We start from the raw sequence: 24,869 nt of genomic DNA on the forward strand, positions 1-24,869 counted from the left end.
GCCGCATCCGACGGGCCTGCCGTGCCTGCCGTGTCCGCAGCACCGGCCACACCAGCCGCACCCGCCGCACCCGCCGCACCCGCCGTGCAAGCCATACCCGCCGCCGTGCCCGCCGTACGCAGAAAGGCCCCCGACATGCCACGGCCCCGGCCCCGGTCCGAGAAGCCCGCCCGCGCCGCCGCGCCCTGGGTGCGGACCCGGCTGCGGACCGCGCCCTGGACCGCCGTCTTCCTCGCCCTCCTCGTCCTGGTCACCGCGTACCTCGCCGCCGCGCTGCCGCGTGCCGTGGACGCGTACGAGACCGAGAGCCTGCGGCACGACATCCGGACCGCCGCCGCCCGGAACAGCGTCCTCGAACTGACCGCCTCCCCGCCCGGACTGGAGCTCGACCCCGCCGAACGCGAGGCGCGCCTGGCGCCCGCCGTCCTCCGGGAACAGCGCGACAAGGTACGGGCCCTGGTGCCCGAGCCGCTGCGCACCGATCCGGAACAGTCCGTCCAGGGCGTCCGCACGGTCAAGCGGGTCAACGGGCTCGACCCGTGGCTGCCCCGGCCGGACGGCCTCCAGCCCGAGTTCGTGCTCTCCGCGCCGTCCGACCTGACCCGGCACGCGACGCTGCGGAAGGGCCGTCTCCCCGCGGGCACGGCCCGCGCGCCGGAGGCGGTGGTGACCGCGAAGACCGCCGCGTCGCTGCGGCTGAAGCCCGGCTCCGTCGTGCACGTACCGAGCCGGGGCATCGCGGAGCCGATCAGCTTCACGATCACCGGAATCGTGGAGCCCCGCGAGCCCGCGAGCCCGTACTGGGCCGTCGAGCCGCTGCTCCACACCCCGGCGTTCGCCTCCCGGCAGGTGGGGCTCGAAGTCAAGTACTACTGGCAGGCGGCCCTGCTCGTCTCCCCCGCCTCGGCGCCCGGTCTGCTCGCCACCACCGGCGAACCGGAGGTCTTCGTCCGCCTCATGCCCACGTACGGCCATCTCACGGGCCGCGACACCGACAGGCTCGCCGCCGCGCTCGACTCGGCGGCCGCCGGACCCGATCTCGTCAGGATGCGGAAGGTCGTGGGGCCCACCGGCGCCCTCACCACCGAACTCGACACGATCGTCGACTCGTACCGGGCGACGCGCGACGCGATCAATCCGGTCGTCGCCGTCGCCGTCTTCGGGATCGGCGCGGTCGCGGCGGTCGTCCTCGCCATGACCGGCGGCCTCTTCGTCACCCGCAGGGACGGCGAGCTGGCCCTGATCCGCTCGCGCGGCGCCTCGCTCACCGGCATCGGTCTGCGGCTGCTCGGCGAGACCTCCGCGGTCGTCCTGCCGGCGACGGCGCTCGCCCTCTGGCTCGCGGTGACGACCGTACGGGCGCCGGTGGCCGACGCGCCGGCCACCGGCTCGGCCGGGGCCGCAGCCGAGGCCGCCGGCGCAGCAGCCGAGGCCCTGGGGTCCACCGCCGAAGCCGCGGGGGCCACCGCCGGGGCCGCGGCCATCCCGCTGCTCCCCTCCCTGCTCGCCGCCTCCGCCGTCGCCCTGCTCGCCCTGCTGGTCCTGCCGCTGCGGGCGGTCGTACGCCACCGGCGCCCGCGCCTGCACGGCGGGCGCGACGACCTGGTCACCGCGCGTCCCTCCGCGCGCCGTACGGTCGTCGAACTCACCCTGCTCGTCCTCGCCGCGGGCGCGGTCTCCTCGCTGCGGCTGCGCGGCACCGGCGACTCGGCCGACTTCCTGGTGAGCGCCGCCCCGGTACTCGTCGGCCTGATCGCCGCCACGCTCCTCGTGCGGATCTACCCCCTGCCGCTGCGGTGGCTGGGCCGGCCGGTGCGCCGGCTGCGCGGGGCGGTCGGCCCGCTGGCCCTGGCCCGCGCCGGACGCTCCTCCGCCGCCGGCACGCTCCCGCTGCTCGCCCTCGTCCTCGCGCTGACCACGGCGGCCTTCGGCGGCTCGGTGCTCGCGGGGGTCGCCGAGGCCCGTGACCGGGCCGCTCTCCTGGCGATCGGCGCGGACGCCCGGATCGACGGCTCGGTGGCGTGGACGCCGTTGCCGGCCGGTCTCACCGCATCGGTACGCGGTACGGCGGGGGTACGGGACCTGGCGCCCGTGCAGATCGAGTACGGGGTGTCGCTGCCGTCCGTCCAGGCCGCGGACGAGCCGATGACCACGCTGCTCGTGGGCGTCGAGCCGGACTCGTACACCCGGCTCGCGGGCCGGACCGGTACCGGCGCGTTCCCGGCGGGGCTGCTCGCGTCCACGGGGAAGGGCGGCCCGGACACGGCGGCCGACAGGCAGCGGGTGCTGCCCGCCGTCGCCTCCCCCTCGGTCGCCGAACGGCTCGGCGACGCGCCGCAGGAGATCGTGTCGGCCGCCGGGGTGTTCCGGGTGAAGGTGGTCGCGGTCCGGCCGGCGACCCCGGCCATGCCCGACACCGACTTCCTCCTCGTCAACACCGCCGACCTCACGCGCCCTGCGCCCACGACGCTGCTCGTCACGGGGCCGCGGGACGGGGCCGCGCTGCGGGCCACGGTGAAGGCGAGGTCCGACGCCCTTCTGGTGTCGATGCGGACCGAGGAACGGGCCGGCTTCGTCGACTCGCCGATCCAGTCGGGCGCCGAGCGGATCTACCTGGGCGCGATCGGCGCGGGCGCCGGATTCGCCGTGGTGGCGGTCCTTCTCTCCCTCATGCAGAGCGCGCCCGAGCGGACCGTGCTCCTCGCGCGGCTGCGGACGATGGGCCTGACCCGGAAGCAGGGACGGCGGCTGCTCGGGCTCGAAGCGGTACCGCAGGCGGTCCTGGCGGCGCTCGGCGGCACGCTGGTCGGCTGGGCGACGGTCCCGCTGCTCGCCCCGGGCATCGACCTGTTCCGGCTCGCGTTCGCGATGGCGCCGGGGGCGGCCCCGCCGGTCACCGCGCCGCTGCGGGCGGACCCGTGGTCGCTGGCGGTGCCCGCGCTCGCGGTCGTGCTCCTGACCGGGGCGGCTGCGGCAGGACAGGCCTGGTGGGCGGGGCGCAAGGGCTCGATCAAGGAACTCAGGGCGGGAGACGCACGATGACGAAGGCCGGGACCGGGACGGGAACCGAAGCAGGGACGGGTGCGGCTTCCGGCGGCGCCACGACCCTGGAGGAGCTGGAGCGGCGGGCGACCGCGCGCCGCGACCGCCCCTCGTACGGTCATGACGCGCTCATCGCCTGCGACCGGCTGGTCCGGATCTTCAGCACGGACGGGGTGGAGGTGCAGGCCCTCCAGGGGCTCGACCTGCTGGTGAAGGAGGGCGAGCTGATGGCCCTGGTCGGCGCCTCCGGCTCCGGCAAGTCGACGCTCATGAACGTCCTCGCGGGCCTGGACGTGCCGACCGCCGGAGCGGCCAGGGTCGCCGGATGCGACCTGGTCGCGATGGACGCCAAGGCGCGGCTGCGCTACCGGCGCGAGACCGTCGGCTTCGTCTGGCAGCAGACCGCCCGCAATCTCCTCCCCTACCTGACGGCGGCGCAGAACGTGGCGCTCCCCATGCAGCTCCGGGGCCGCTCGAAGCGGAAGGCGGAACGGGCCGAGGAACTGCTCGCCCTGCTGGACGTCGCCGACGCCCGCGACCGGCGCCCGCACCAGCTCTCCGGCGGCCAGCAGCAGCGGGTGGCCATCGCGGTCGCCCTGGCCAACAACCCGGCCGTGCTCCTCGCCGACGAGCCGACGGGCGAGCTGGACTCGGCCACCGGCGAGCAGGTCTTCGCGGCCTTCCGCCGCGCCAACGACGAACTGGGCACGACGATCGTGATCGTCACCCATGACCAGGCTGTCGCCTCCGAGGTGCGCCGCACGGTCGCCATCCGCGACGGCCGCACCTCCTCGGAGGTACTGCGCCGCACGGAGGTCGACGAGCAGGGCCAGGAGTCGCTGGTGGCGCGGGAGTACGCGATGCTCGACCGCGCGGGCCGACTCCAGCTGCCCGCGGAGTACACGCAGGCCCTCGGCATGGAGCACCGGGTGGCCCTGGAACTGGAGCAGGACCACATCGGGATCTGGCCGGACGACGTGGAACGCTGACGGGGCACCCGGCGTCCCCCTCTGGGGGTGTCCATGTCATCGAACGCATCGAGCTCGTCGAACGGATCGAGCTCGTCGAGCTCGTCGAGGAAGGCACGGCGGGCCCGGCCGGCCATGTTCCTGCCGGCCGTCGGCGCGGTCGCGCTGGCCCTCTGGGCGGCCTGGTGCTTCGGGGGCGACACGGCACCGTCCACCACGGTCGCGGTCTCGGTCGGCGGGACGGCCATCGCCGTCGCGGGGGTGACGTACTTCGTCCTCGTCACCGGGAACCTCGGCTTCTTCGGCGCGCTCGCGCTGGCCGGCGGGATGCTCCTGACGGCGGCCGCGGTGGACCAGGCGGCCGCGCGCGGGGAGGTCGCCGCGTGCGTCGTCGTGAAGGTCACAGGGGAGCACCACGAGGCGATCGTCGACGGCGGCCTCGACACGACGCTCTACCACCACACCCTGCGCTGCCCGGGCGGCTACCCGTCGGCCCTCGCGGAGGACCGCCGGATCGCCCCGGACGGCGCGACGGTCCGGGTGGCCTACGATCCGCGGCGGCGGGTGGATCCGGCCCTAGAGGGCTCGAATTCGCCGTGGCTCCCGGCGTTCCTGGCCGTGCTCACGCTGACCGCCGCGACGGCGGGAGCGAGGCACGTCGGCCGGCGGGAGAGCCGCCCGGCACCCGCGCCGAGGGGCCGCACGGGGCGCCGGAGACAGCCGTCAGCGGGGGGAGACGGCCAGCGACAGCGATACGGTGCGCAGCGCGATCGAGCCGTACGGGGTGCGCAGCCGCAGCCACGGTCCCGAGGCGAACAGCGCGACCGGCGACTCCGCGACCGGCGACTCCTCCCGCGTGGGCGGCAGGAAGCCCAGCGACTGGGCGGCGTGCACGGCCCGGAGCGGGAGTCCGGTGGATCCGAGGGTCCGGGACCAGATCTCGTGGCCGATGCGGTCACGCTCGGCCCTGGTGCGCCGCTCCTCGGGCAGCTCCTCGTCCCGCGCGCGGAACTCGGCGACGGCCGCGGCGACCGCGGCCCGCATCTCCGCGGCACCCGGCAGCCCGGCGACCGGCGCCCAGCCGGCGCGCGGCGGGAGCACCCCGGTCCAGGGCGGTCCGGTGACGGAGTCCGGGACGACCGCCTTGCCCGCCGACTCCTCGATGCCTTCGAGGAGCTCACCGGCGGAGACGGTGACGTCGAGCCCGACGGCGTCGACGAGTCGGGCCGTACGGATCGCGAGCACTTCGAAGGACGGCGGCCGGCCGAAGACGGCCAGCGTTCCGCCGGCCGCCTGAAGGCGGACGGCGGCGGCGCGGTCGTAGTGGACCAGCCGGCCCAGGAAGGCGGCGAGGGCCGCCGCCTCCCTGGCGTCGGCGAAGTGCAGTGGAGCGAGCACGGTCATGCGGTGACGGTCATCCCGTCGTCCACGTACTCCTCCAGGAAGCTGCGCTCCTCGGCGGTGATCCGCCGGGGGCGCTGCGCCTGCAGGTCGAAGGGCACGACGACCGTGGCCGCCCGTACGTACGTGACGTCGGGGTCCTTGATCTCGTAGGCGATCGTCAGGGACGCCGCGCCTATCTTCGTGACCCAGGACTCGATGGTCACCGGCTCGTGCCGGTGGACCAGCGGCCGCAGGTAGTCGACCTCGTGCCGGGCCACGACGGACCCGCCGGAGAACGAGGGGGAACCGTCCCCCGGCGCCAGCCGGAACATGAAGTCGATCCGCGCCTCTTCCAGGTACCGCAGGAAGACGACGTTGTTGACGTGCCCGAAGGCGTCCATGTCCGACCAGCGCAGGGGACAGCTGTAGATGTGCCTGGTCACTGACTCAGCCTCGGGTCAGCTTCTTGTACGTGGCGCGGTGCGGACGGGCCGCGTCGGGGCCGAGGCGCTCGATCTTGTTCTTCTCGTACGACTCGAAGTTGCCCTCGAACCAGTACCACTTCGACTCACCCTCGTACGCGAGGATGTGCGTCGCGACCCGGTCCAGGAACCAGCGGTCGTGGGAGATGACCACGGCCGCACCGGGGAACTCCAGGAGCGCGTTCTCGAGCGACGACAGGGTCTCGACGTCGAGGTCGTTGGTCGGCTCGTCGAGGAGCAGCAGGTTGCCGCCCTCCTTGAGCGTGAGCGCCAGGTTCAGGCGGTTGCGCTCACCGCCGGAGAGGACGCCGGCGGGCTTCTGCTGGTCCGGACCCTTGAAGCCGAAGGCGCTGACGTACGCGCGCGACGGCATCTCGACCTGGCCGACGTTGATGTAGTCCAGCTCGTCCGACACGACGGCCCAGAGGGTCTTCTTGGGGTCGATGTTGGCGCGGGTCTGGTCGACGTAGCTGATCTTGACCGTCTCGCCGATCTTGACCTCGCCGGAGTCCGGGGCCTCCAGGCCCTGGATCATCTTGAACAGCGTGGTCTTGCCGGCGCCGTTCGGGCCGATGATGCCGACGATGCCGTTGCGGGGCAGGGTGAAGGACAGGTCGTCGACGAGGACCTTGTCACCGAACGCCTTGGAGAGGTTGTTGACCTCGACGACGATGGAGCCCAGACGCGGGCCCGGCGGGATCTGGATCTCCTCGAAGTCCAGCTTCCGCATCTTGTCGGCCTCGGCCGCCATCTCCTCGTAGCGGGCGAGGCGCGCCTTGGACTTGGTCTGCCGGCCCTTGGCGTTGGAGCGGACCCACTCCAGCTCTTCCTTGAGGCGCTTGGCGCGCTTCTCGTCCTTGCGGCCCTCGACCTTGAGGCGGGTGGCCTTCTTCTCCAGGTACGTGGAGTAGTTGCCCTCGTAGGGGATCGCGCGGCCGCGGTCGAGCTCGAGGATCCACTCGGCGACGTTGTTCAGGAAGTACCGGTCGTGCGTGACGGCGACGACGGCGCCCGCGTACTTCGAGAGGTGCTGCTCCAGCCAGTTCACCGACTCGGCGTCCAGGTGGTTGGTGGGCTCGTCGAGGAGGAGCAGGTCCGGCGCCTCGATCAGCAGCTTGCAGAGCGCGACGCGGCGCTTCTCGCCACCGGAGAGGTTGGTGACCGGCCAGTCGCCGGGCGGGCAGCCCAGGGCGTCCATGGCCTGCTCGAGCTGCGCGTCGAGGTCCCAGGCGTTGGCGTGGTCCAGGTCCTCCTGGAGCTTGCCCATCTCGTCCATCAGCGCGTCCGAGTAGTCGGTCGCCATGAGCTCGGCGACCTCGTTGAAGCGCTTGAGCTTCCCCATGATCTCGGCGGCGCCGTCCTGGACGTTCTCCAGGACCGTCTTGGCCTCGTCCAGCTTCGGCTCCTGCATGAGGATGCCGACGCTGTAGCCGGGCGACAGGAAGGCGTCACCGTTGGACGGCTGCTCGAGGCCCGCCATGATCTTCAGAACGGTGGACTTACCGGCACCGTTCGGGCCGACCACACCGATCTTCGCACCCGGCAGGAAGCTCAGCGTCACGTCATCGAGGATGACCTTGTCGCCGTGCGCCTTGCGCGTCTTGCGCATCGTGTAGATGTACTCAGCCAAGAGAAACCGTCCGGCTAGGAGTGAGTGGGCAGATACACCCCATCTTGCCTGACCGCCACCCTCAGGCGGAAACCGGTAAGGCGGGAGCCGGGGTTTCCGAGGGGGACGCCCGGGGGTTCGCGGCGGCGTTCGGGGCGGGGGCAGGGCCCGGACGTGCGACGGCCCCGGGCGCGATGTGCGGTCCGGGGCCGTGCGATGTTCACGGAGCGATGCGGATGTGACGCAGATCACTCCATGGGACCGGGTTCCGTCCCGGTGCCGACGGGGCCGGCACCGGGAACCCGCGTCAGTTGCCTGCGGTCTTCTTCTTGCGGAGGAAGAACACCGCGCCACCGCCGACCAGGACGAGCGCGGCGGCGATGCCCGCGATCATCGGGGTGGCGTTGGAGCTGCCGGTCTCGGCGAGGTCGCCGCCACCGGTGGTGCCGGTCGTGCCGGTGCCGCCCGTGGTGTCACCGGTGGTGCCGGTGGACGTCGACGGAGAGGTCGACGGGGTGGGCTCGGTCGAGGGCTCCGTGGTGGGGGTCTCGGACGGCTTCGGGCCGGGGGTGGCCGTCTTGCAGTCCAGGACGCCCTCGAAGGTCTCCTCGAAGCCGTTCGGGCCGGTGATCGTGAACTTGTACGCCTCGTCCTCGGAGAGCGGGACCGGGATGGTCTTGCGCTCGCCCGGGGCGACCGTGTGCGAGGTGCCCTTCAGGTCGAAGGTCCAGGCCTCGTCACCCTCGTTGGAGGCGATGACCTCGAGGCCGCCCTTGGCGCAGTCCTTCGCGACCGTGACGGCCGGGACGGCGCCCGTCTTCGCCCAGGTCGCGGAGGCCTTGGCGTTGACCGTGGACTCGCTGGAGCCGGCCAGGATCAGGGTCTGCGAGGGGCCGTCGATGGAGACGAAGGCGCGGCCGAGGGAGACCTTGGTGGTGGCCTCGGCGGTCAGCTCGGCGCCACCGTCGGCGGTGCCGGCGGGGACGTCGAAGAAGACCTCGGTCGAGCCCTTCGGGACCTCGGTGACGGGCTTGCCGTCCTTGCCGACGAGCGTGACGCCCGCCGGGGCGCCCGGGGCGACCGAGACCTTGGCGGTCTCGGCGTTGGTGTCGACGGTGACCGGGCCGATCTTCCCGCCGGCCTTGCCCGCGACGGAGGACGGGGAGACGCTCAGGGAGGCCTTCGGCTCGTCGAGCTGGACGGCCTTCTCGAGCAGGTACTCGGTGAGCTTCTTGGCGTCCTCTTCCTTCGGCGTCGCCTTGACGTCGTCGGAGAGGGTCCAGATCGCGGCCTGGGTGCCGGCCGCGGCCTCCTTCTTGTCGAGGTCGACGCCCAGCTTGCCGCCGAGGGCGTCGGCGGAGAGCTTCGGGTAGGCGTTCTCCAGGATCCAGAGGATCTTGCCCGCGTTCTCGTTGTTGTGCAGGGAGGACTCCTCCCAGCCGACTTCCTTGTAGTCGAAGTCATGGATCGCCTCGGTGCGGAGGTCGATGCAGTAGGTGAAGAGGGTTCCCCCGCCCTCGACCTCCATCTTGAAAAGACCACCGTCGAGCTGCCACGACTTGCCGCTCTTCTCGGTGATCTGGACGGCGCCGGCGTCGGTCATACTGCCGAGCTTCGCCGTGACGCCACCGGTTCCCGGCGCGTCATCGGCGAAGGCCGGAACAGCGGTCGCTATCGATCCGGCCGCGACAAGGCCGGAGACCAGGGTCGCGGCGGCAAGGCGGGCAGCGCCTCGCCCACGAAATGAAAACATTGCATTCCCCTCCGGGCGAGCCGCTCCGCGAACTTGGTCGATCCGCGTGGGGGGAGCGCACGCCAGCAGAATTCACAGACCCGATGGGCTCACGTGCCACATGAGTACTCGCGAATCCTAGGGAAGCGGAACCCCCCGGTGCCCTGCCTTCCGGTCAGATAACCATTCCGACTCGGAATCGTTATCACTCAGGGCGAGTTGGTCGACAAATCTCCACAACACAAGGTCAGGGGACGGTTACCAAACGAGTCGCCTCGGTCGCGGCGGCCGCCGCCGCCTCCGTCCACGGATCGTCCCCGGGTGCGGGACCGAGCGCCGCCCCCTCCCGTACCCCTTCCCGCACCTGCTCCGGCTCCGCCCTCTGCTCCGGCCGCGCCGCCCGCCTGAACGCCGCCGTCCCCCGGCTCAGATCGTGTCCCACGGCCAGCGCGGCCACGTCCACGAAGGTCTTCCGCTGCCCGTCGCGCTCGTCCTCACGCACCCTCAGGCGGCCGTGCACGACGAGGGGTTCCCCGACGGACACCGAGGCCGCGAGGTTGGCGCCGAGCGAACGCCAGGCCGACACCGTGTAGAAGCTGGTGTGCCCGTCGGTCCAGAGTCCCCGCTCGCGGTCCCAGCGGCGCGCGGTCACGGCGAAGCGGAACCGGGCCACCCCGCCCGTCGCCGTGTCCCGGTACTCCACCGCCGTCGCCACGTTGCCGACGAGCGTCACGGTCGTCTCGTTCATGGTCCCCGTCCCCCACCCTGCGTTCACTTCGCTGTCCTTGTCCTGTCGACACCCATCGTCGGACCCTCCGGAAGATCCCGCCGGGGCCTGTGGACGGCGGAACGGATGTGGACAACTCCCCCACCCGGAAGGGTCAACCGGAGGGAGTGACCAGAGGGAGTAGGGGATACCGCGGGATTTCGAGGTGCCGCGCTGCTACCTCCCCCGTACCCCCGCCCGGGTCGCGCCCAGCCGGCTCGTACCGGAGCGGAGTCCGCCGACGATCCGTGCCGAGGCGCGCGAACCCGCCACCGTCGCGTACTGCTCGCGCACCTCCCGGTAGCGCACCAGTTCCGCCGCCACCGGGTCGAGCACCCTGGCCCTGCCGCAGGCCGCCGCCGCCTCCCGCAGGCGCCGTTCGGCCTCCTGTCCGTACCGGCGCGCCGGGCCCTTCACCGCTCCCTCGCAGGCCCATTCGACGAGCGGTCCGCCGACGATCCCGCCGAGCATCACGAGGACCGGTGGCAGCAGTCCCGGCTCCACGACGCCGACGATCTGCCCCACCAGCCACACCGCGCCGAAGATCTGCAGAAACGTCATCACCACCTGTGCGAGGACGGCGGCGGGCCACCAGGCGGGCCGCGGCGGGCGGGCCGCCGGGTCGCCGATGGAGACCGTCAGCTCGTCCAGCGCCTCGGGCAGCCCCTCCGCCCCACGGGTCGCCGCCTCGCGCACCGCCTGTGCCCACGGTGCCGGGAGCCCGCGCGAGGCCTCGTCGGCGACGGCCCGTACCGCCTGCTCCACGCGCTGTCGCGCCGTCAGTTCCTCCTCGACGGGCAAGCTCAGGCGCGGGTCGGTGGAGCCGTGGGCGCGCAGCCGCTCGTACCAGCGGTAGAGCCGGAGCCAGGGGGTGCCGCAGGCGCGGATGGCGCCCCGGCGCCAGACCCGCTCGGCGGCCTCGCCCGCGGCCTGGGCGCCGACGGCGGCCGCGAGCCGGTCCGTGAAGGCGTCCCTGGCGCGTTCGTCGAGGCCGGGTCTTCCGTCGGCGAGGTAGGCGGGGCGCAGCCGGGCCGCGGCGGCGTCCACGTCGGCGGCGAGCCGACGTTCGGGGGCGGTGCGTTCCTGGACGAACGCGGCGACCATCTCGCGCAGTTCGGGTACGCCCTCGCCGGTCAGCGCGGAGACGGAGAGGACGGTGGCGCCGGGTTCGCCGTGTTCGCCGAGGGCCATGCCGTCCTCGTCGAGGAGGCGGCGCAGGTCGTCGAGGACGAGGTCGGCCGCGTCGGTGCCGAGCCGGTCGATCTGGTTGAGGACGACGAAGGTGACCTCGGCGTGCCCGGCGAGGGGCCGGAGGTAGCGCTCGTGGAGGGCGGCGTCCGCGTACTTCTCCGGGTCGACGACCCAGATGACGGCGTCCACGAGCCCGAGGACCCGGTCGACCTGGTCGCGGTGGGCGGTGACCGCGGAGTCGTGGTCGGGCAGGTCGATGAGGACGAGCCCCTGGAGTTCGGTGTCGGCGGCGCCCCCCGCGAGGGGCTTGCGGCGCAGCCGGCTGGGGACGGCGAGCCGGTCGAGCAGCCCGGCGGCGCCCTCGGACCAGCTGAGCGCGATGGGCGCGGAGGTGGTGGGGCGGCGCAGGCCGGTCTCGGACACGGGGACGCCGGCGAGGGCGTTGAAGAGCGTGGACTTGCCGCTGCCGGTGGCGCCGGCGATGGCGACCACGGTGTGCCGGGAGGAGAGCCGCTGCCGGGCGGCGGCCTCGTCGAGCACGCGCCCGGCTTCGGCGAGGGCCTCGCTCTCGACCCGCGTACGGGAGAGTCCGACGAGTTCGTGGAGCGCGTCGAGGCGGGTACGGAGGGGGCCGCCGTAACTCCCGCCGAGGGGCGGCAGCGTGTCCTCCTCCGGTTGGTCGCCGCCGCCGGGGCGCGTGTCGCCGCCGACCGCGACGGCGTCGGCCGCCCGCTCGCTCGCGCGCCGGGCGATCAGCCCGTCGTCCCAGCGTTCGCGGTCACGGTTCCGTGGGTCGGGGTGCTGTGGGTCGGGGTTGTGCGGGTCGGGGCTGTATGGCTCGGGGTTCTGTGGGTCGAGGTCAAGGGCACGGTCGCGGCCATCCGCCACGTCACTTCTCCTTCTGCAGTACGGAGAGCGCGGCGATGAGCTCCGCCTGCGGCTCGGGGGTCACGTCGAGCGCTTCGAGGGGCGCGACCCGCCGGTCGCGTTCGGCGTGCAGGACACGGTCGACGTACGAGAGGACCAGTTCGCCGCCCTTGTCGCGCAGGCGCAGGGCGGCCTGGGCGCCGAGGAGTTCGGCGAGGCGTTCGCCCGCGGCCCGGGTGCGCCGGCCGCCGAGGAGGGCGGCGGCGAGGAGGGCGGCGACGGTGTCGGCCTCGGGGGCGGCCGTACGGGAGGTGGAGGGGCGCTCGACCCCGCCTACCTCCTCCTCCGCCAGCTCTTCGAGTACGCGGCGCCAGCGCCGTGCCTCCACGCCGATCCGTTCGCCCGTGTCACGGTCGCCGCCGGTCCGCAGGGGGCCGAGGGCGCCGGCGGCGGGTTCGCGGCGCCAGGCGTCGCGGACGCGTTCCTCGGCGGCGGAGACCGCGCAGTGGAGGAGGGCGGCGAGGGATTCGGTGAGGGCGTCGAGGAGTTCGTCGGCGGTGCTGTCGCGGGGGTAGCCGCGCCAGCGCGTGCGGGCGTCCCCGGCGAGCACGGCGCCGCGGCCGAGCTGTTCGCGCACCCGCTTGCCCTGCTCGCCGTAGGCGGTCTCGACGGCGCCGCCGAGGCGGCCGGCGGCGGCGTACTGCGCGGCGACCGCCGCGGCCAGCTCGGGGAGCCGGGCGTCGAGGGAGTCGATCACGCCGGTGGCGGTCCGGACGGCGGCCTGCTGCCGGGCGGCCGGGTCCTCGGCGCGGTGGGCGAGCCAGCCGCGGAGCGCGGCGACGGCGCTGTCGGGCAGCAGCCCGCTGCCGCCGTCGGCGGATTCGGGCAGCTCGGGGACGGTGAAGCGGGGCACGTCGCCGAGGCCCGCCTTGTCGAGCAGGGCCTCGAACTGCCGGGAGACCTCGCCGATGACCTGGTGGGGGACGCGGTCGAGGACGGTGACGAGGGTGGCGTCGTACTCCTTGGCGGTACGGAGCAGATGCCAGGGCACGGCATCGGCGTAGCGGGAGGCGGTGGTGACCATCACCCAGATGTCTGCGGCGCAGATCAACTCGGCGGCGAGGAGCCGGTTCTCGACGACGAGCGAGTCGATGTCGGGCGCGTCGAGGAGGGCGAGGCCCCGGGGGACGGACGCGGCCGTCTCGACGCGCAGGGCGTTCTCCTCGGGGGTCGCCTCGTCGGCGGGGTGGTCCTCGTCGGCCTGGGGCAGCCAGACGCGGGTGAGCTGCGGGAGGACCCGCATCCCGGCGAACCAGTGGTGGTCCTCGGGGTGGCAGACGAGCACGGGCGTCCGGGTGGTGGGGCGGAGCACGCCCGACTCGCTGACGCGCCGCCCGACCAGGGAGTTGACGAGCGTGGACTTGCCGGCTCCGGTGGAGCCGCCGATGACGGCGAGGAGCGGGGCGTCGGGATCTTTCAGCCGTGGCACCAGGTAGTCGTCGAGCTGGGCGAGCAGCTCGGCCCTGGTCTGCCGGGCGCGTGGTGTGTCGGGGAGGGGCAGGGGGAGACGCACGGCGGCGACACGGTCGCGCAGGGCGGAGAGTGCGTCGATCAGCTGAGGCCGTTCGTCCAAGGTCACCACATGCGAAGAATGCCCAATTTATGAGTGTTTTTGAAGCCTATTAGGGCTCTGCGCGCCGAAGAGAGCGGCGGTGGCCGGAACCTCAGGCATAACGAGTGCACAACACCCGCCCCGAGTGGCGCGAAAAGCGCTGCGCGAATCGCACCTGCCTGCGATTATCGTTCCGCTTCACCGAACCTCCACATCGTGCCACGCAGGTGAAGCAAGCGGGCCAAGGTGATCGGAGCCCTATCCTTGTCCCGGCAGGCCACACCCCACCCACAAGGGGTTCCCGGCCACACAGCCACCACCCGGCCCCCGTAGCTCAGTGGATAGAGCAGGTGCCTTCTAAGCACTTGGCCGCAGGTTCGAGTCCTGCCGGGGGCACAACATCAAGACCCTCCTTCGGGAGGGTCTTCTTCGCTGGTCAGAGGTGCCGCAGGTGGCTTGATCCGTCAGCTGCGGCGCCTGCGCCCGCTGGCGCGACGGGCTCACCGCCCGCTGCGCCACCGTCCCGCACATGGCGATGTACGGGGTGTCGATCGGCGGCGGCCGGGGTGGCCTCTTCTCCGACCTCGTCCACGTCCCGTACGCGGACGCCATGCCGGTCCCGCTGCCCGCCGGCCTCGATCCGGTCGTCGCCATGGCCTCGGCGTCGCCCGCCGCAGCATCGGCCTGCAGGGGTGCGACATCGCCCGCGCCGTCGGCGCCTTTGACGTCCTGTACGTGGATCCCGACCCCGGGCACCGCACGCTCGCCGAGGGCTTCGGCGCGCGTACCGCCCGCGACAACGTCCGCGCCCACATCCCGGACGCCCTCCCCGAGAAGCACCTCGAGCCCGTCTTCGTCCGCGACACCGCCAGCCCCTGAGCGCCCGTGGCGCCGCCACCCCGGCGGCAGAACGGATGAATCGCCGCAAAGAACGCAAGAGATCAGTTCACGCCATAAATGCGGCGCGTCGGCGTATCTGCGCGGAGGGGTGCCGGGCCTCGGATAGCTAGTGGATCTTCCGATTCCCTTTCCCTCACCGAGGAGCCCTCGTGCCTTGTCGTCGCACCCCGGCCGGACGTGCTGTCGCAGCACTCGCCGCCGCGGCATCCGCCACCCTCGCCTTCGTCGTGTCGTCCGGCGAGGCGGCCGCCGGCCCGTCGCGTACGCCGGAGAGGCCGAGGATCCTGCCCGCGGCGAACGGCGACGTGCTCAGCTCGGAGGCCGGCGTCTTCTACCTGGACCCGCTCAAGGCCTTCAAGGTCGACGCGAGCGTGCACCGGATCATGTACGGCACCACCGACCGCGCCGGGAAGACCATCGCCGTCACCGGCACCGTACTGAACCCCAGGACTTCGCCGTACGGCCGACGACCGATCGTCGCCTTCGCCCCCGGCACCCAGGGCCTGGCGGACAAGTGCGCGCCCTCGCGGCAGATGGCCGACGGCACCGAGTACGAGGCGCTGCCCGTCAAGAAGCTCCTGGACGAGGGCTACGCCGTCGTCGTGACCGACTACCAGGGCCTCGGCACGCCCGGAGTCCACACCTACATGACCCGCGAGGCGCAGGGCCGCGCCGTCCTGGACTCCGTCCGGGCGGCCCAGCGCCTGGACGCGGTGGACCTCCCGGACGCCGGTCCCGTCGCGCTCTACGGCTACTCCCAGGGCGGCGGCGCGACGGCGTCCGCGGCCGAACTGGCCCCGACGTACGCGCCCGAGCTCCAGATCACGGGTGCCGTCGTCGGCGCCCCGCCCGCGGACATGAACAAGGTCGCCGCCGGCATGGACGGCTCCGCCTACGGAGCGTTCTTCAACTACGCCCTGTCCGGCCTCTCCACCGCGTACGGCATCGACATCGACCCATACCTGAACGCCCACGGGAAGCGCGTCACGAACGACCTCCGGGACAACCTGTGCACGACGCAGGCCCTCGCCAAGTACCCGTTCCTGAACTCGCGTTTCCTCACCGTGGACGGGCGCCCGCTGACCGAGCGCCTCACGCGCGCCCCGTGGGACGCGATCGTGGCCGACCAGCAGCTCGGCAAGCGCAAGCCGGCCGTGCCCGTCCTGCTCTCCCACAGCGCCCTGGACGACGTCGTCCCCCAGCAGGTCGGCAAGGATCTGGCCGCCGACTGGTGCCGCCGGGGCGCGACGGTGCGGTTCGCCGGCAACTACATCCCCGGCCACATCGCCGCGGCCGGGGGCACGAGCGCCGACGGCCTCCCCTGGCTCGCGGACCGCTTCGCGGGCAGGACCGCGCCGAGCACCTGCTGACCCAGGGGGCGGGAGCCCGGCCGGCGAAGGACACCTCGGACCGGCCGGGCACCCGGGTCAGGCACTTGTGCGTGCCCTCCTCTTTGGCCGCTGCCGGCGGCCGGGGCGCCGCCGAACGGCGAAGGCGCCGGCTTCGTCCGCGGTCACATCGTCTTGGACACCGGACCGGCGGTGCCCGATGACGGGCTCGGGGACGTCTCCCGCCGTGCCTGCGTGCCCGTACTCGTCCCCGCTCGTCCGGACTCGCCCGCATCACGTGCGTGGTCCTGAAGAGACCCGTTTCTCCGGTCGTAGACGGACACCCCCAGGCGAAAACCGGCCAACTACTTTTCGCGGCGGCCCGAGGTGTCCTGATCCTTGCTACGGTCACGCGGCTCCAGGCCCGAAACGGCCTGGTGGGGGCGCGATTTCTTCCCCACGCGGCGTTGAAGTCCGCTTCTTTTACAGGTTTTTTGATTTGTCGTCAGCACATCATCACTTCATCACTTTGCAGGAGTACGCATGCGCAAGACCGCACTCGCCACCCTGACGGCCTCAGCGCTCGGGGTCACCCTGCTCACCCAGACGCCCGCCGTCGCCGTGACCTCTCCCACCTGCGCCGACATCTGCATACTCGGCGTTCGCGCGGCCACCCACCCCACCTTCGACCGGTTCGTCATCGACCTCGGCGAGGGCACCGTCCCCGGGTGGACGACCAGCGTCCAGACCACCCCGCTCTACTGGGGCGAGGAGGGGTCGGAGACCCAGGTGCCCATCCAGGGCGACTCCTACCTCAAGGTCACGCTGATGCCGGCCGAGGCCTTCGACGTCAATTACCAGTCCACCTACACGAGCCCGCGGTCGCAGACCTTCGCCTTCCCGAGCATCAAGGGCCAGGCGCTCGTCTACAGCTTCGAGGACAGCAACACCTTCGGTCTCGCCCTCGGGGCGCACTCCTCCTACAAGGTCTTCAAGCTGACGGCGCCCAACCGGATCGTGGTCGACGTCAACCACTGACGCCCACCCTCAGCAGCCAGGCCGTCGGTTTCCGGTCGACGTCAACCACTGACGCCCACCCTCAGCAGCCAGGCCATCGGTTTCCGCCGGCGGCCTGGCGTGTTCCCGGGCGTCCTCCGGGTACGCGCCCAAGGACGGAGGGCCCAGGAGGGAGGTCTTCGGTGGACGCCGCCACGTTGATCGACCGGCTCCTGCGGGAGCACGGCCGCACCTATGCCGCAGAGGCCGGGATACGGCTGCGGGACAAGCCCTCGCCGCTCTACCAGCTGCTCGTCCTCACCGTGCTGTGCTCGGTCCGGATCCGGGCCGACGTCGCCACCGCCGCCGCCCGGGAGCTGTTCTCCGCCGGCTTCCGGGCGCCCCGGGCCATGCTGGACGCCTCCTGGCAGCAGCGCGTGGACGCGCTCGGGCGGGCCCACTACGTGCGGTACGACGAGAGCACCGCCACCGCCCTCGGAGAAGGGGCGGAGCTCGTCCTCGACCGGTACCACGGAGATCTGCGTCTGCTCCGGGAGCGGGCGGGCGGTGACGTCGAGGAGCTGCGCGGGCTGCTGCGGGAGGTGCCCCGGATCGGCCCCGTCGGCGCCGACATCTTCTGCCGGGAGGTCCAGGCCGTCTGGCCGGAACTGCGCCCCTTCTTCGACGAGCGCTCCTGCGCGACCGCGGCCGGCCTGGGCCTCCCCCGCACCCCGGCCGGGCTCGCCCGGCACGTCCCGCCCCAGGACGTGGCCCCGCTGGCTGCCGCCCTCGTCCGCGTCAGCCTGTCCAAGGACGCGGAGCGGGAGCTGCGGGAGTCGGTGCGGTCGCGCGCCGCCTGAGCTAGCGGTGCTCGCGCGCCGCCTGAGCCCCGCGAGCCCGGCGTCGTGCTCAGCGGACCGGGCGGGGCAGCCTCACGCGTACCAGGGTGGTGTCCACGTCGCTGTCGACCAGGCGGCCGTTCGCGTCGAAGGCCTGCGGGCCGTCCGTCATGCCGAAGTCGTTGTCGTTGAGGAGGACGAGCGTCGACGAGCCTTCGACGGCGACGCCCTCGATCTTGCCGGGGACCCCCGCGACCGTGTTCAGGTCGACCACCAGGCGCTTGCCGAGGACCGGCGCGTCGGCGGCGGTCTCGTCGTCGAGCTGCTCCAGGGTGGGGGCAGCCGTCGTGTCCCAGCGCGAGCCGAGGATGTCGGAGCCGCGGCGGAGGCGTACCTCGTACAGGCGGGAGGCCTTGTCGGTGCGCTCCTGGACCAGGAGGCGGTCGCCGCCGAGCGCGACCACGGAGGAGATCTTCAGCTCGGAGGTCTTGGTCTGGCCGGGCTCGACGACGCCGACCGGGTCGAAGCGGTACGCGTACTCGGCCGTGACCCGGTGCTCGCGCGTCGAGAAGCGCAGCAGCCGGGTCGTCCGGGAGTCCTCGCCGGAGGCCTTGTCGGGGTTGAGCAGGGGGCTCTGCAGGGCCATGACCAGGTCGCCGTCGGGCAGCAGGGTGAGGCCCTCGAAGCCGCGGTTGGTCTTGCGCTTGAGGAAGACCGACGGCAGGGACTCGACGACCGGGTAGTCCGCGCCGGTCAGGTTCAGGCCCTCGGGCACGTGGCGGGCGAGGACGCGGCCCTTCGCGGAGACGTGCACGAGCGAGGGGCCGTACTCGTCGACCAGCCAGAAGCCGCCGTCCCTGTCCCGCACGAGGCCCTCGGTGTCGAGACCGTTCGGGTTGTACGGGAGGGGGGTCGAGGCGTCGTACGTGTACGGGGCCTCGTCGCGGCCCTGCTGGTTCGGGAGGCCGGTGACGGGGGCGCCGGAGGCGGTGGTGAGCGGGATGGACTTCAGGACCTCGACGCGGTCGCCGACGACGCGGACCTTCACGATGGCCGGGTCGAAGCCGGGCACGGGGAACGTGCGCCGCTTGTCCTTGCCGACGGCGATCTGGCCGTTGGGGCCGCGGTCGGTGACCGTCCAGTACTCGCCGCGCCGTTCGGCCGGGTACAGGTCGCTGCCGATGCCTCCCAGGTCGACGTCCCGGTCGTCGTCGACGCTGCCGGGCAGCAGGCCGTTGCTGAAGGCGGCCAGCGGGATGTCGGGCAGGGTCGAGGTGGAGAGGACCCGGGCGGGCGAGCCGTGCCGCGCGGGCTCCGCCTCGGCCGTGCCCATGACCACCGAGAGCGCGAGCGCGGTGGTCAGGGGCAGGGCCACGACGGCGGGCCTGCGGAGGAGGCGCGGATTCATCTGAACTCCCTTGAACACGTGGAATGCCACCCGTGGAGGCCGCCTCATGGTCCGTTTCCGGCCACAACGGCGAGCGTCGGGCTCCCGACGGCGGCATGAGCCCTGGGTGAACGCGCAGGGATAATCGGATCATGGTGATCACCACGCGCGGGCTCAACCGCGCCACTCTCGCCCGGCAGTTGCTCCTCGACCGGACCCCGGTCGGCGTCGGGGAGGCCGTCCGGCGGGTGGTGGCGCTCCAGGCGCAGCAGCCGGGTTCGCCGTACGTCGCGCTCTGGAACCGGGTCGCGGGCTTCGAGCCGGAACGGCTCGACGGGGCCGTGGCCGATTACGAGCTGGTCAGGTCGACCCTGATGCGGCTCACCCTCCATCTGGTGCACGCCGAGGACTGGCGGGCCTTCCGGGAGGGCATGGAGCCGACGCTGCGCGGTTCACGGCTGCACGATCCGCGTTTCAAGGCGGCGGGGTTCACGGCGGCCGACGCCGACGAGCTGCTGCCCGATCTGCTGGCGTACGCCCGGGAGGCGCGGACCGGGGCCCAGCTGCGGGCCCGCCTGGAGGCGGCGCGCGGCGGGCCGGTGGAGGCCGTGGTGTGGCGGATGATGCGCCAGTACGCGCCGTTGTGGCACGCGCCGACGGGGCCGCCGTGGTCGTACGGGCCGGCGCAGGCGTTCGTGACGGCGAGCACGCCGCCGGTTCTCGCCGACCCGGAGGCGGCGCACGCGGGGCTCACCACCCTGGTCCGGCGCTACCTGGAGGGCTTCGGCCCGGCGTCCGTTCCCGACATGGCGCAGTTCACGATGGCGCCCCGGGGCATGGTGCGCGCGGCGGTGGCGGCCCTCGACGGGGAGCTGGAGCGGCTGGAGGGGCCCGAAGGCACGGTGCTGTACGACGTGCCCGGCGCGCCCCGGCCCGACGAGGGGGTCCAGGCGCCGCCCCGCCTCATGGCCATGTGGGACAGCGTCCTGCTGGCCTACGCGGACCGGAGCCGCGTCATCCCGCCCGCGTACCGCAAGCACGTCATCCGCGTGAACGGCGACACCCTGCCGACGCTCCTCGTCGACGGGTACGTCGCCGGAGTGTGGCGGCCGGTCGAGGGCGGCATCGAGGCCTCGGCCTTCCACCCGCTGCCCGCCGCGGCCTGGGAGGGCCTCGCGGCCGAGGCCGGCGCCCTGGGCGGCTTCCTCGCCGCGCGGGACCCCCGGGTCTACGCCCGCTACGACCACTGGTGGGCCAAGGGGCTGCCGAGCGTCGAGACCCGGATCCTCCCGGCCGCCTGACGCGGGGCCTCGACAGCGCGGGCATCCCGTACCGGTCAGCCCCGCCGCTCCACCACGTCCCGCAGCGCGATGTTGAGCTGGAGGACGTTGACGCGGGGTTCGCCGACGAAGCCGAGGACGCGGTCGTCCGTGTGGGCGGCGATCAGCTCGTCGACCTCCGTGACGGGCAGGTGGTTCCTGGCCGCGACCCGGTGCGCCTGGAGCTTCGCGTACGCCGGGGAGATGTGCGGGTCCAGGCCCGAGCCGGAGGAGGTGACCGCGTCGGCGGGCACGTCCGAGGGCTTCACCGTGTGGCCGTTCACCGAGTTGTCCCTGATCACGGCCGCCTTCGCGGCCTCGACCCACTGGATCAGGTCGGCGTTGTCGCCCGAGCGGTTGGTGGCGCCGGAGAGGATCAGCCGGTACTCGGTGTTGACGCTGTTGGTGCCGAGGCCGTTGGACGGGCGTGGCTGGAACCAGCGCAGGTCCGGCTTGCCGTCGGTCAGGTACGTCTGGCCGATGAGCGCGGAGCCGACGGTCCTCCCGCTCGCGTCCTCGACCTCGGAGCCGTTCGCCCGCCATGGGAAGGCCGCCTGGGCGATGCCGGTGACGGCGAGCGGGTAGAGCACGCCGCACACGACGGTGAGGACGAGGAGGGCGCGCAGTCCCGCCCAGAGGACTCGTCCCGTGTTCGCTGCTGAGTTGTTCATCGTGGATCAGCCGATTCCGGGGATGAGAGAGATGAGCAGGTCGATGAGCTTGATGCCGATGAACGGGGCGATCAGGCCGCCGAGTCCGTAGATCCCGAGGTTGCGCCGGAGCATCGAGTCGGCGCTCGACGGCCGGTAGCGGACGCCCTTCAGTGCCAGCGGGACCAGGGCGACGATGATCAGCGCGTTGAAGATGACGGCGGAGAGGATCGCGGACTCGGGCGAGGCCAGGCCCATGATGTTGAGCTTGTCCAGGCTCGGGTACGCCACCGTGAACATCGCGGGGATGATCGCGAAGTACTTCGCGACGTCGTTGGCGATCGAGAACGTCGTCAGCGCGCCCCGGGTGATGAGGAGTTGCTTGCCGATCTCGACGATCTCGATGAGCTTCGTCGGGTCGGAGTCGAGGTCGACCATGTTGCCGGCCTCCTTCGCGGCCGACGTCCCGGTGTTCATGGCCACGCCGACGTCGGCCTGGGCGAGCGCGGGGGCGTCGTTGGTGCCGTCGCCGGTCATGGCGACGAGCTTCCCGCCCGCCTGCTCGCGTTTGATGAGCGCCATCTTGTCCTCGGGCGTCGCCTCGGCGAGGAAGTCGTCGACTCCGGCCTCCTCGGCGATGGCCTTCGCGGTCAGGGGGTTGTCGCCCGTGATCATGACCGTACGGATGCCCATGCGGCGCAGTTCGTCGAACCGCTCCCGCATGCCCTCCTTCACCACGTCCTTCAAGTGGACGACGCCCAGGACACGCGCGCCCTTGCCGTCTTCCACAGCCACCAGCAGCGGCGTGCCACCAGCCTCGGAAATCCGGTCCGTGAGCGCCTGTGCGTCATCGGCGACAGTGCCACCCTGCTCCTTCACCCACGCGACGACCGAACCGGTGGCGCCCTTGCGGATCTTCCGGCCGTCCACGTCCACGCCCGACATACGGGTCTGCGCGGTGAACTCGATCCACGTGGCGTGCGCCAGCTCACCCTGGTGGCGCTCCCGCAGCCCGTACCTCTCCTTGGCCAGGACTACGACCGAGCGGCCCTCGGGCGTCTCGTCGGCGAGCGAGGAGAGCTGGGCGGCGTCCGCGACCTCGGCCTCCGTCGTCCCGCGCACCGGGACGAACTCGGCCGCCTGGCGGTTGCCCAGCGTGATGGTGCCCGTCTTGTCCAGGAGCAGGGTGCTCACGTCACCGGCCGCCTCGACGGCCCGGCCGGACATCGCGAGGACGTTGCGCTGCACGAGCCGGTCCATGCCGGCGATGCCGATGGCGGACAGCAGGGCGCCGATGGTCGTCGGAATCAGGCACACGAGGAGGGCGGTGAGGACGATCATCGACGTCTGCTTGTCGGCGCCCGCGTAGATCGCGAAGGGCTTGAGGGTGACGACGGCGAGCAGGAAGACGATCGTCAGCGAGGCGAGCAGGATGTTGAGCGCGATCTCGTTGGGTGTCTTCTGCCGTGCCGCGCCCTCGACCAGGTTGATCATCCGGTCGATGAAGGTCTCGCCGGGCTTCGTCGTGATCTTCACGACGATCCGGTCCGAGAGGACCTTCGTGCCGCCCGTCACCGCGCACCGGTCGCCGCCTGACTCGCGGATGACGGGCGCCGACTCGCCCGTGATCGCGGACTCGTCGACCGACGCCACGCCCTCCACGACGTCACCGTCGCCGGGGATGACGTCACCGGCCTCGCAGACCACCAGGTCTCCGACGCGCAGCTCCGTGCCCGGGACCCGCTCCTCGTGCGAGCCGTCGATCCTGCGGGCGACCGTGTCGGTCTTGGCCTTGCGCAGGGTGTCGGCCTGCGCCTTGCCCCGGCCCTCGGCCACCGCCTCCGCCAGGTTGGCGAAGACCGTGGTCAGCCACAGCCAGGCGGTGATCGCCCAGCCGAACCAGTCCCCCGGGTTCTTGAGGGCGAGGACCGTGGTCACGACCGAACCGGTCAGCACCACGAACATGACCGGCGACTTGACCATGACCCGCGGGTCGAGCTTCCTGACCGCGTCCGGGAGGGACGTGACCAGTTGCTTCGGGTCGAAGAGGCCGCCGCCGACGCGGCCGGCCCCGGCCGGCCGGCCGATGGGCGCCCCCGACTCCGGGGGCCTGGTGGGAGTGAGGGTGCTCATGCTGCGAGTCCTTCGGCGAGCGGGCCAAGGGCGAGGGCCGGGAAGTAGGTGAGTCCGGCGACGATGAGGATCGTGCCGACGAGCAGGCCGGTGAACAGCGGCTTCTCGGTCCGCAGGGTGCCCGCCGTCTCGGGTACGGGCGTCTGCTCGGCAAGGGAACCGGCGAGCGCGAGGACGAACACCATGGGCAGGAACCGGCCGAGCAGCATCGCGGTGCCGATCGTCGAGTTGAACCACTGGGTGTCGGCGTTCAGACCCGCGAAGGCCGAGCCGTTGTTGTTGGCGCCCGAGGTGTAGGCGTAGAGGATCTCGGAGAATCCGTGCGCGCCGGAGTTCGTCATCGAGTGCGACGGCGTGTCGAGAGCCATGGCGACGGCGGTGAAGCCGAGGACGAGCGCCGGGGTGACGAGGATGTAGCAGGCCGCGAACGTGATCTGGCGGGTGCCGATCTTCTTCCCCAGGTACTCGGGGGTCCGGCCGACCATCAGCCCGGCGATGAACACGGCGATGACCGCCATGATCAGCATGCCGTAGAGGCCGGAGCCGACCCCGCCGGGCGCGATCTCGCCCAGTTGCATGCCCAGCATCGTGATGCCGCCGCCGAAGCCCGTGTACGAGGAGTGGAAGGAGTTCACGGCGCCGGTGGAGGTCAGCGTCGTGGCGACCGAGAAGATCGCCGACCCGCCGATGCCGAACCGGGTCTCCTTGCCTTCCATCGCCCCGCCGGCCAGCTCGAAGGCCGGTCCCCCGCCGGCGAATTCGGTCCACAGCATCAGGCCGGTGAAGACGAGCCAGATGGCCGCCATCGTGCCGAGGATCGCGTACCCCTGCCGCAGCGATCCGACCATCCGGCCGAAGGTCCGCGTCAGCGCGAAGGGGATGAGCAGGATGAGGTAGATCTCGAAGAGGTTCGACAGCGGACTGGGGTTCTCGAAGGGGTGGGCGGAGTTGGCGTTGAAGTAGCCGCCGCCGTTGGTGCCCAGCTCCTTGATGACCTCCTGCGAGGCGACGGCGCCGCCGTTCCACTGCTGCGCCCCTCCCGCGAACTGCCCCACCTCGTGGATCCCGGCGAAGTTCTGGATCGCACCGCAGGCCACGAGGACGACCGCGCCCACGACGGAGATCGGGAGCAGGATCCGGAGGACACCCCGGACCAGGTCGGTCCAGAAGTTGCCCAGTTCGCCGGTACGGGACCTGGCGAAGCCCCGTACGAGGGCGACCGCGACCGCGATCCCCACCGCCGCCGACACGAAGTTCTGCACCGCGAGGCCGCCGGTCTGCACGACGTGGCCCATGGCCTGTTCGCCGTAGTACGACTGCCAGTTGGTGTTGGCGACGAAGGAGGCTGCGGTGTTGAACGCCTGGTCCGGGTCGATCGACACGAAGCCGAGCGAGCCGGGCAGCGATCCCTGCACCCGCTGGAGCAGGTAGAGGAAGAGGACGCCGACGGCGGAGAAGGCGAGGACGCCGCGCAGGTAGGCGGGCCAGCGCATCTCCACCGACGGGTCGGCGCCGATACCCTTGTAGATCCACTTCTCCACCCGCAGGTGCTTGTCGGAGGAGTAGACCCGGGCCATGTGGTCGCCCAGCGGCCGGTACGAAAGGCCCAGGGCGACGGTCAACGCCAGCAGCTGGAGAACGCCGGCAAGAACAGGACTCATCGTC

The 24,869-nt window shown here is 72.3% G+C and carries 17 protein-coding genes, 1 tRNA gene and 1 pseudogene; 8 read left to right on the forward strand and 11 right to left on the reverse strand.

Going from position 1 to position 24,869, the window contains the following annotated elements; all coding sequences use genetic code 11:
* Positions 1-135: 135 nt before the first annotated feature.
* Both ACIA8N_RS04320 and ACIA8N_RS04325 read left to right on the forward strand, forming a co-directional pair.
* Positions 136-3,042 carry an FtsX-like permease family protein gene (locus ACIA8N_RS04320; protein ID WP_365778113.1) on the forward strand — a complete coding sequence of 969 codons (2,907 nt, stop codon included), beginning with the start codon at positions 136-138 and terminating at the stop codon, positions 3,040-3,042.
* Entirely contained in the window at positions 3,039-4,031 is a 993-nt protein-coding gene (locus ACIA8N_RS04325; protein ID WP_365778111.1) for an ABC transporter ATP-binding protein, read from the forward strand. The genes ACIA8N_RS04320 and ACIA8N_RS04325 overlap by 4 nt, the downstream gene beginning before the upstream one ends.
* Before the next feature lie 702 nt (positions 4,032-4,733).
* On the opposite strand, the gene ACIA8N_RS04330 is transcribed toward ACIA8N_RS04325, so the two are convergent.
* The 7 genes from ACIA8N_RS04330 to ACIA8N_RS04360 all read right to left on the reverse strand — a co-directional run bounded on the left by ACIA8N_RS04330 (position 4,734) and on the right by ACIA8N_RS04360 (position 13,673).
* Positions 4,734-5,414, reverse strand: a complete 681-nt coding sequence (locus tag ACIA8N_RS04330) for a hypothetical protein (RefSeq protein ID WP_365778109.1) — start codon at positions 5,412-5,414, stop codon at positions 4,734-4,736.
* Positions 5,411-5,836 carry a thioesterase family protein gene (locus ACIA8N_RS04335; RefSeq protein ID WP_365778107.1) on the reverse strand — a complete coding sequence of 142 codons (426 nt, stop codon included), beginning with the start codon at positions 5,834-5,836 and terminating at the stop codon, positions 5,411-5,413. Before ACIA8N_RS04335 ends, ACIA8N_RS04330 begins: the two co-directional genes overlap by 4 nt.
* Before the next feature lie 4 nt (positions 5,837-5,840).
* On the reverse strand, positions 5,841-7,505 hold the full coding sequence (gene ettA / locus ACIA8N_RS04340; protein ID WP_030219429.1) for an energy-dependent translational throttle protein EttA: 1,665 nt from the start codon (positions 7,503-7,505) through the stop codon (positions 5,841-5,843).
* Between the two features lie 286 nt (positions 7,506-7,791).
* Positions 7,792-9,087 (reverse strand): LAETG motif-containing sortase-dependent surface protein, encoded by a 1,296-nt coding sequence (locus ACIA8N_RS04345; protein ID WP_365778105.1) that lies wholly within the window; start codon positions 9,085-9,087, stop codon positions 7,792-7,794.
* A 376-nt stretch (positions 9,088-9,463) separates the two neighbouring features.
* Positions 9,464-9,964 carry a single-stranded DNA-binding protein gene (locus ACIA8N_RS04350; protein WP_365778103.1) on the reverse strand — a complete coding sequence of 167 codons (501 nt, stop codon included), beginning with the start codon at positions 9,962-9,964 and terminating at the stop codon, positions 9,464-9,466.
* Positions 9,965-10,159: 195 nt separating this feature from the next.
* Positions 10,160-11,929 (reverse strand): GTP-binding protein, encoded by a 1,770-nt coding sequence (locus tag ACIA8N_RS04355; RefSeq protein ID WP_365778204.1) that lies wholly within the window; start codon positions 11,927-11,929, stop codon positions 10,160-10,162.
* A gap of 133 nt (positions 11,930-12,062) precedes the next feature.
* Positions 12,063-13,673: a dynamin family protein gene (locus tag ACIA8N_RS04360; protein ID WP_365778101.1), complete on the reverse strand. Its 1,611-nt coding sequence runs from the start codon at positions 13,671-13,673 to the stop codon at positions 12,063-12,065.
* Between the two features lie 302 nt (positions 13,674-13,975).
* Here ACIA8N_RS04360 and ACIA8N_RS04365 point away from each other — a divergent pair.
* From ACIA8N_RS04365 to ACIA8N_RS04385, 5 genes and pseudogenes are all read left to right on the forward strand, one after another.
* Positions 13,976-14,048: transfer RNA gene (locus ACIA8N_RS04365), tRNA-Arg, on the forward strand.
* A gap of 64 nt (positions 14,049-14,112) precedes the next feature.
* Positions 14,113-14,531: pseudogene (locus ACIA8N_RS04370) on the forward strand (hypothetical protein); the annotation flags it as partial.
* A gap of 170 nt (positions 14,532-14,701) precedes the next feature.
* The gene (locus ACIA8N_RS04375) at positions 14,702-15,922 is read left to right on the forward strand and encodes a lipase family protein (protein ID WP_365778097.1); all 1,221 of its coding nucleotides are present in this window, start codon (positions 14,702-14,704) and stop codon (positions 15,920-15,922) included.
* 501 nt (positions 15,923-16,423) lie between these two features.
* Positions 16,424-16,918, forward strand: coding sequence for a hypothetical protein (locus ACIA8N_RS04380; RefSeq protein ID WP_365778095.1), 495 nt, complete (start codon positions 16,424-16,426; stop codon positions 16,916-16,918).
* Positions 16,919-17,079: 161 nt separating this feature from the next.
* A complete protein-coding gene (locus ACIA8N_RS04385; protein ID WP_365778093.1) occupies positions 17,080-17,736 on the forward strand; it encodes an endonuclease in 657 nt (218 codons plus the stop codon).
* A gap of 49 nt (positions 17,737-17,785) precedes the next feature.
* On the opposite strand, the gene ACIA8N_RS04390 is transcribed toward ACIA8N_RS04385, so the two are convergent.
* Positions 17,786-19,123 (reverse strand): esterase-like activity of phytase family protein, encoded by a 1,338-nt coding sequence (locus tag ACIA8N_RS04390; protein WP_365778091.1) that lies wholly within the window; start codon positions 19,121-19,123, stop codon positions 17,786-17,788.
* A gap of 131 nt (positions 19,124-19,254) precedes the next feature.
* Between ACIA8N_RS04390 and ACIA8N_RS04395 the strand changes: the two genes are divergently transcribed.
* Positions 19,255-20,403, forward strand: a complete 1,149-nt coding sequence (locus tag ACIA8N_RS04395; protein WP_365778089.1) for a winged helix DNA-binding domain-containing protein — start codon at positions 19,255-19,257, stop codon at positions 20,401-20,403.
* A gap of 35 nt (positions 20,404-20,438) precedes the next feature.
* Here the strand turns inward: ACIA8N_RS04395 and ACIA8N_RS04400 are convergent, their stop codons facing one another.
* Genes ACIA8N_RS04400 through kdpA form a run of 3 tightly spaced genes read right to left on the reverse strand, consistent with a single transcriptional unit; the run spans position 20,439 to position 24,865 of the window.
* The gene (locus ACIA8N_RS04400; RefSeq protein ID WP_365778087.1) at positions 20,439-21,092 is read right to left on the reverse strand and encodes a potassium-transporting ATPase subunit C; all 654 of its coding nucleotides are present in this window, start codon (positions 21,090-21,092) and stop codon (positions 20,439-20,441) included.
* 6 nt (positions 21,093-21,098) lie between these two features.
* Positions 21,099-23,204: a potassium-transporting ATPase subunit KdpB gene (kdpB, locus tag ACIA8N_RS04405; protein WP_365778085.1), complete on the reverse strand. Its 2,106-nt coding sequence runs from the start codon at positions 23,202-23,204 to the stop codon at positions 21,099-21,101.
* Entirely contained in the window at positions 23,201-24,865 is a 1,665-nt protein-coding gene (gene kdpA / locus ACIA8N_RS04410; RefSeq protein WP_365778083.1) for a potassium-transporting ATPase subunit KdpA, read from the reverse strand. Before kdpA ends, kdpB begins: the two co-directional genes overlap by 4 nt.
* Positions 24,866-24,869 lie beyond the last annotated feature (4 nt).

This window comes from Streptomyces sp. NPDC051822 (assembly GCF_044452745.1).
Taxonomy (GTDB): domain Bacteria; phylum Actinomycetota; class Actinomycetes; order Streptomycetales; family Streptomycetaceae; genus Streptomyces.

Excerpts from the sequence above, each read along its gene's own strand:
- ACIA8N_RS04320 (WP_365778113.1), top strand. The coding sequence starts at position 136 with ATGCCACGGCCCCGGCCCCGGTCCGAGAAGCCCGCCCGCGCCGCCGCG.
- ACIA8N_RS04325 (WP_365778111.1), top strand. The coding sequence starts at position 3,039 with ATGACGAAGGCCGGGACCGGGACGGGAACCGAAGCAGGGACGGGTGCG.
- ACIA8N_RS04330 (WP_365778109.1), bottom strand. The coding sequence starts at position 5,414 with ATGACCGTGCTCGCTCCACTGCACTTCGCCGACGCCAGGGAGGCGGCG.
- ACIA8N_RS04345 (WP_365778105.1), bottom strand. The coding sequence starts at position 9,087 with ATGACCGACGCCGGCGCCGTCCAGATCACCGAGAAGAGCGGCAAGTCG.
- ACIA8N_RS04350 (WP_365778103.1), bottom strand. The coding sequence starts at position 9,964 with ATGAACGAGACGACCGTGACGCTCGTCGGCAACGTGGCGACGGCGGTG.
- ACIA8N_RS04380 (WP_365778095.1), top strand. The coding sequence starts at position 16,424 with ATGCGCAAGACCGCACTCGCCACCCTGACGGCCTCAGCGCTCGGGGTC.
- ACIA8N_RS04390 (WP_365778091.1), bottom strand. The coding sequence starts at position 19,123 with ATGAATCCGCGCCTCCTCCGCAGGCCCGCCGTCGTGGCCCTGCCCCTG.
- ACIA8N_RS04395 (WP_365778089.1), top strand. The coding sequence starts at position 19,255 with ATGGTGATCACCACGCGCGGGCTCAACCGCGCCACTCTCGCCCGGCAG.
- ACIA8N_RS04400 (WP_365778087.1), bottom strand. The coding sequence starts at position 21,092 with ATGAACAACTCAGCAGCGAACACGGGACGAGTCCTCTGGGCGGGACTG.
- kdpB (WP_365778085.1), bottom strand. The coding sequence starts at position 23,204 with ATGAGCACCCTCACTCCCACCAGGCCCCCGGAGTCGGGGGCGCCCATC.
- kdpA (WP_365778083.1), bottom strand. The coding sequence starts at position 24,865 with ATGAGTCCTGTTCTTGCCGGCGTTCTCCAGCTGCTGGCGTTGACCGTC.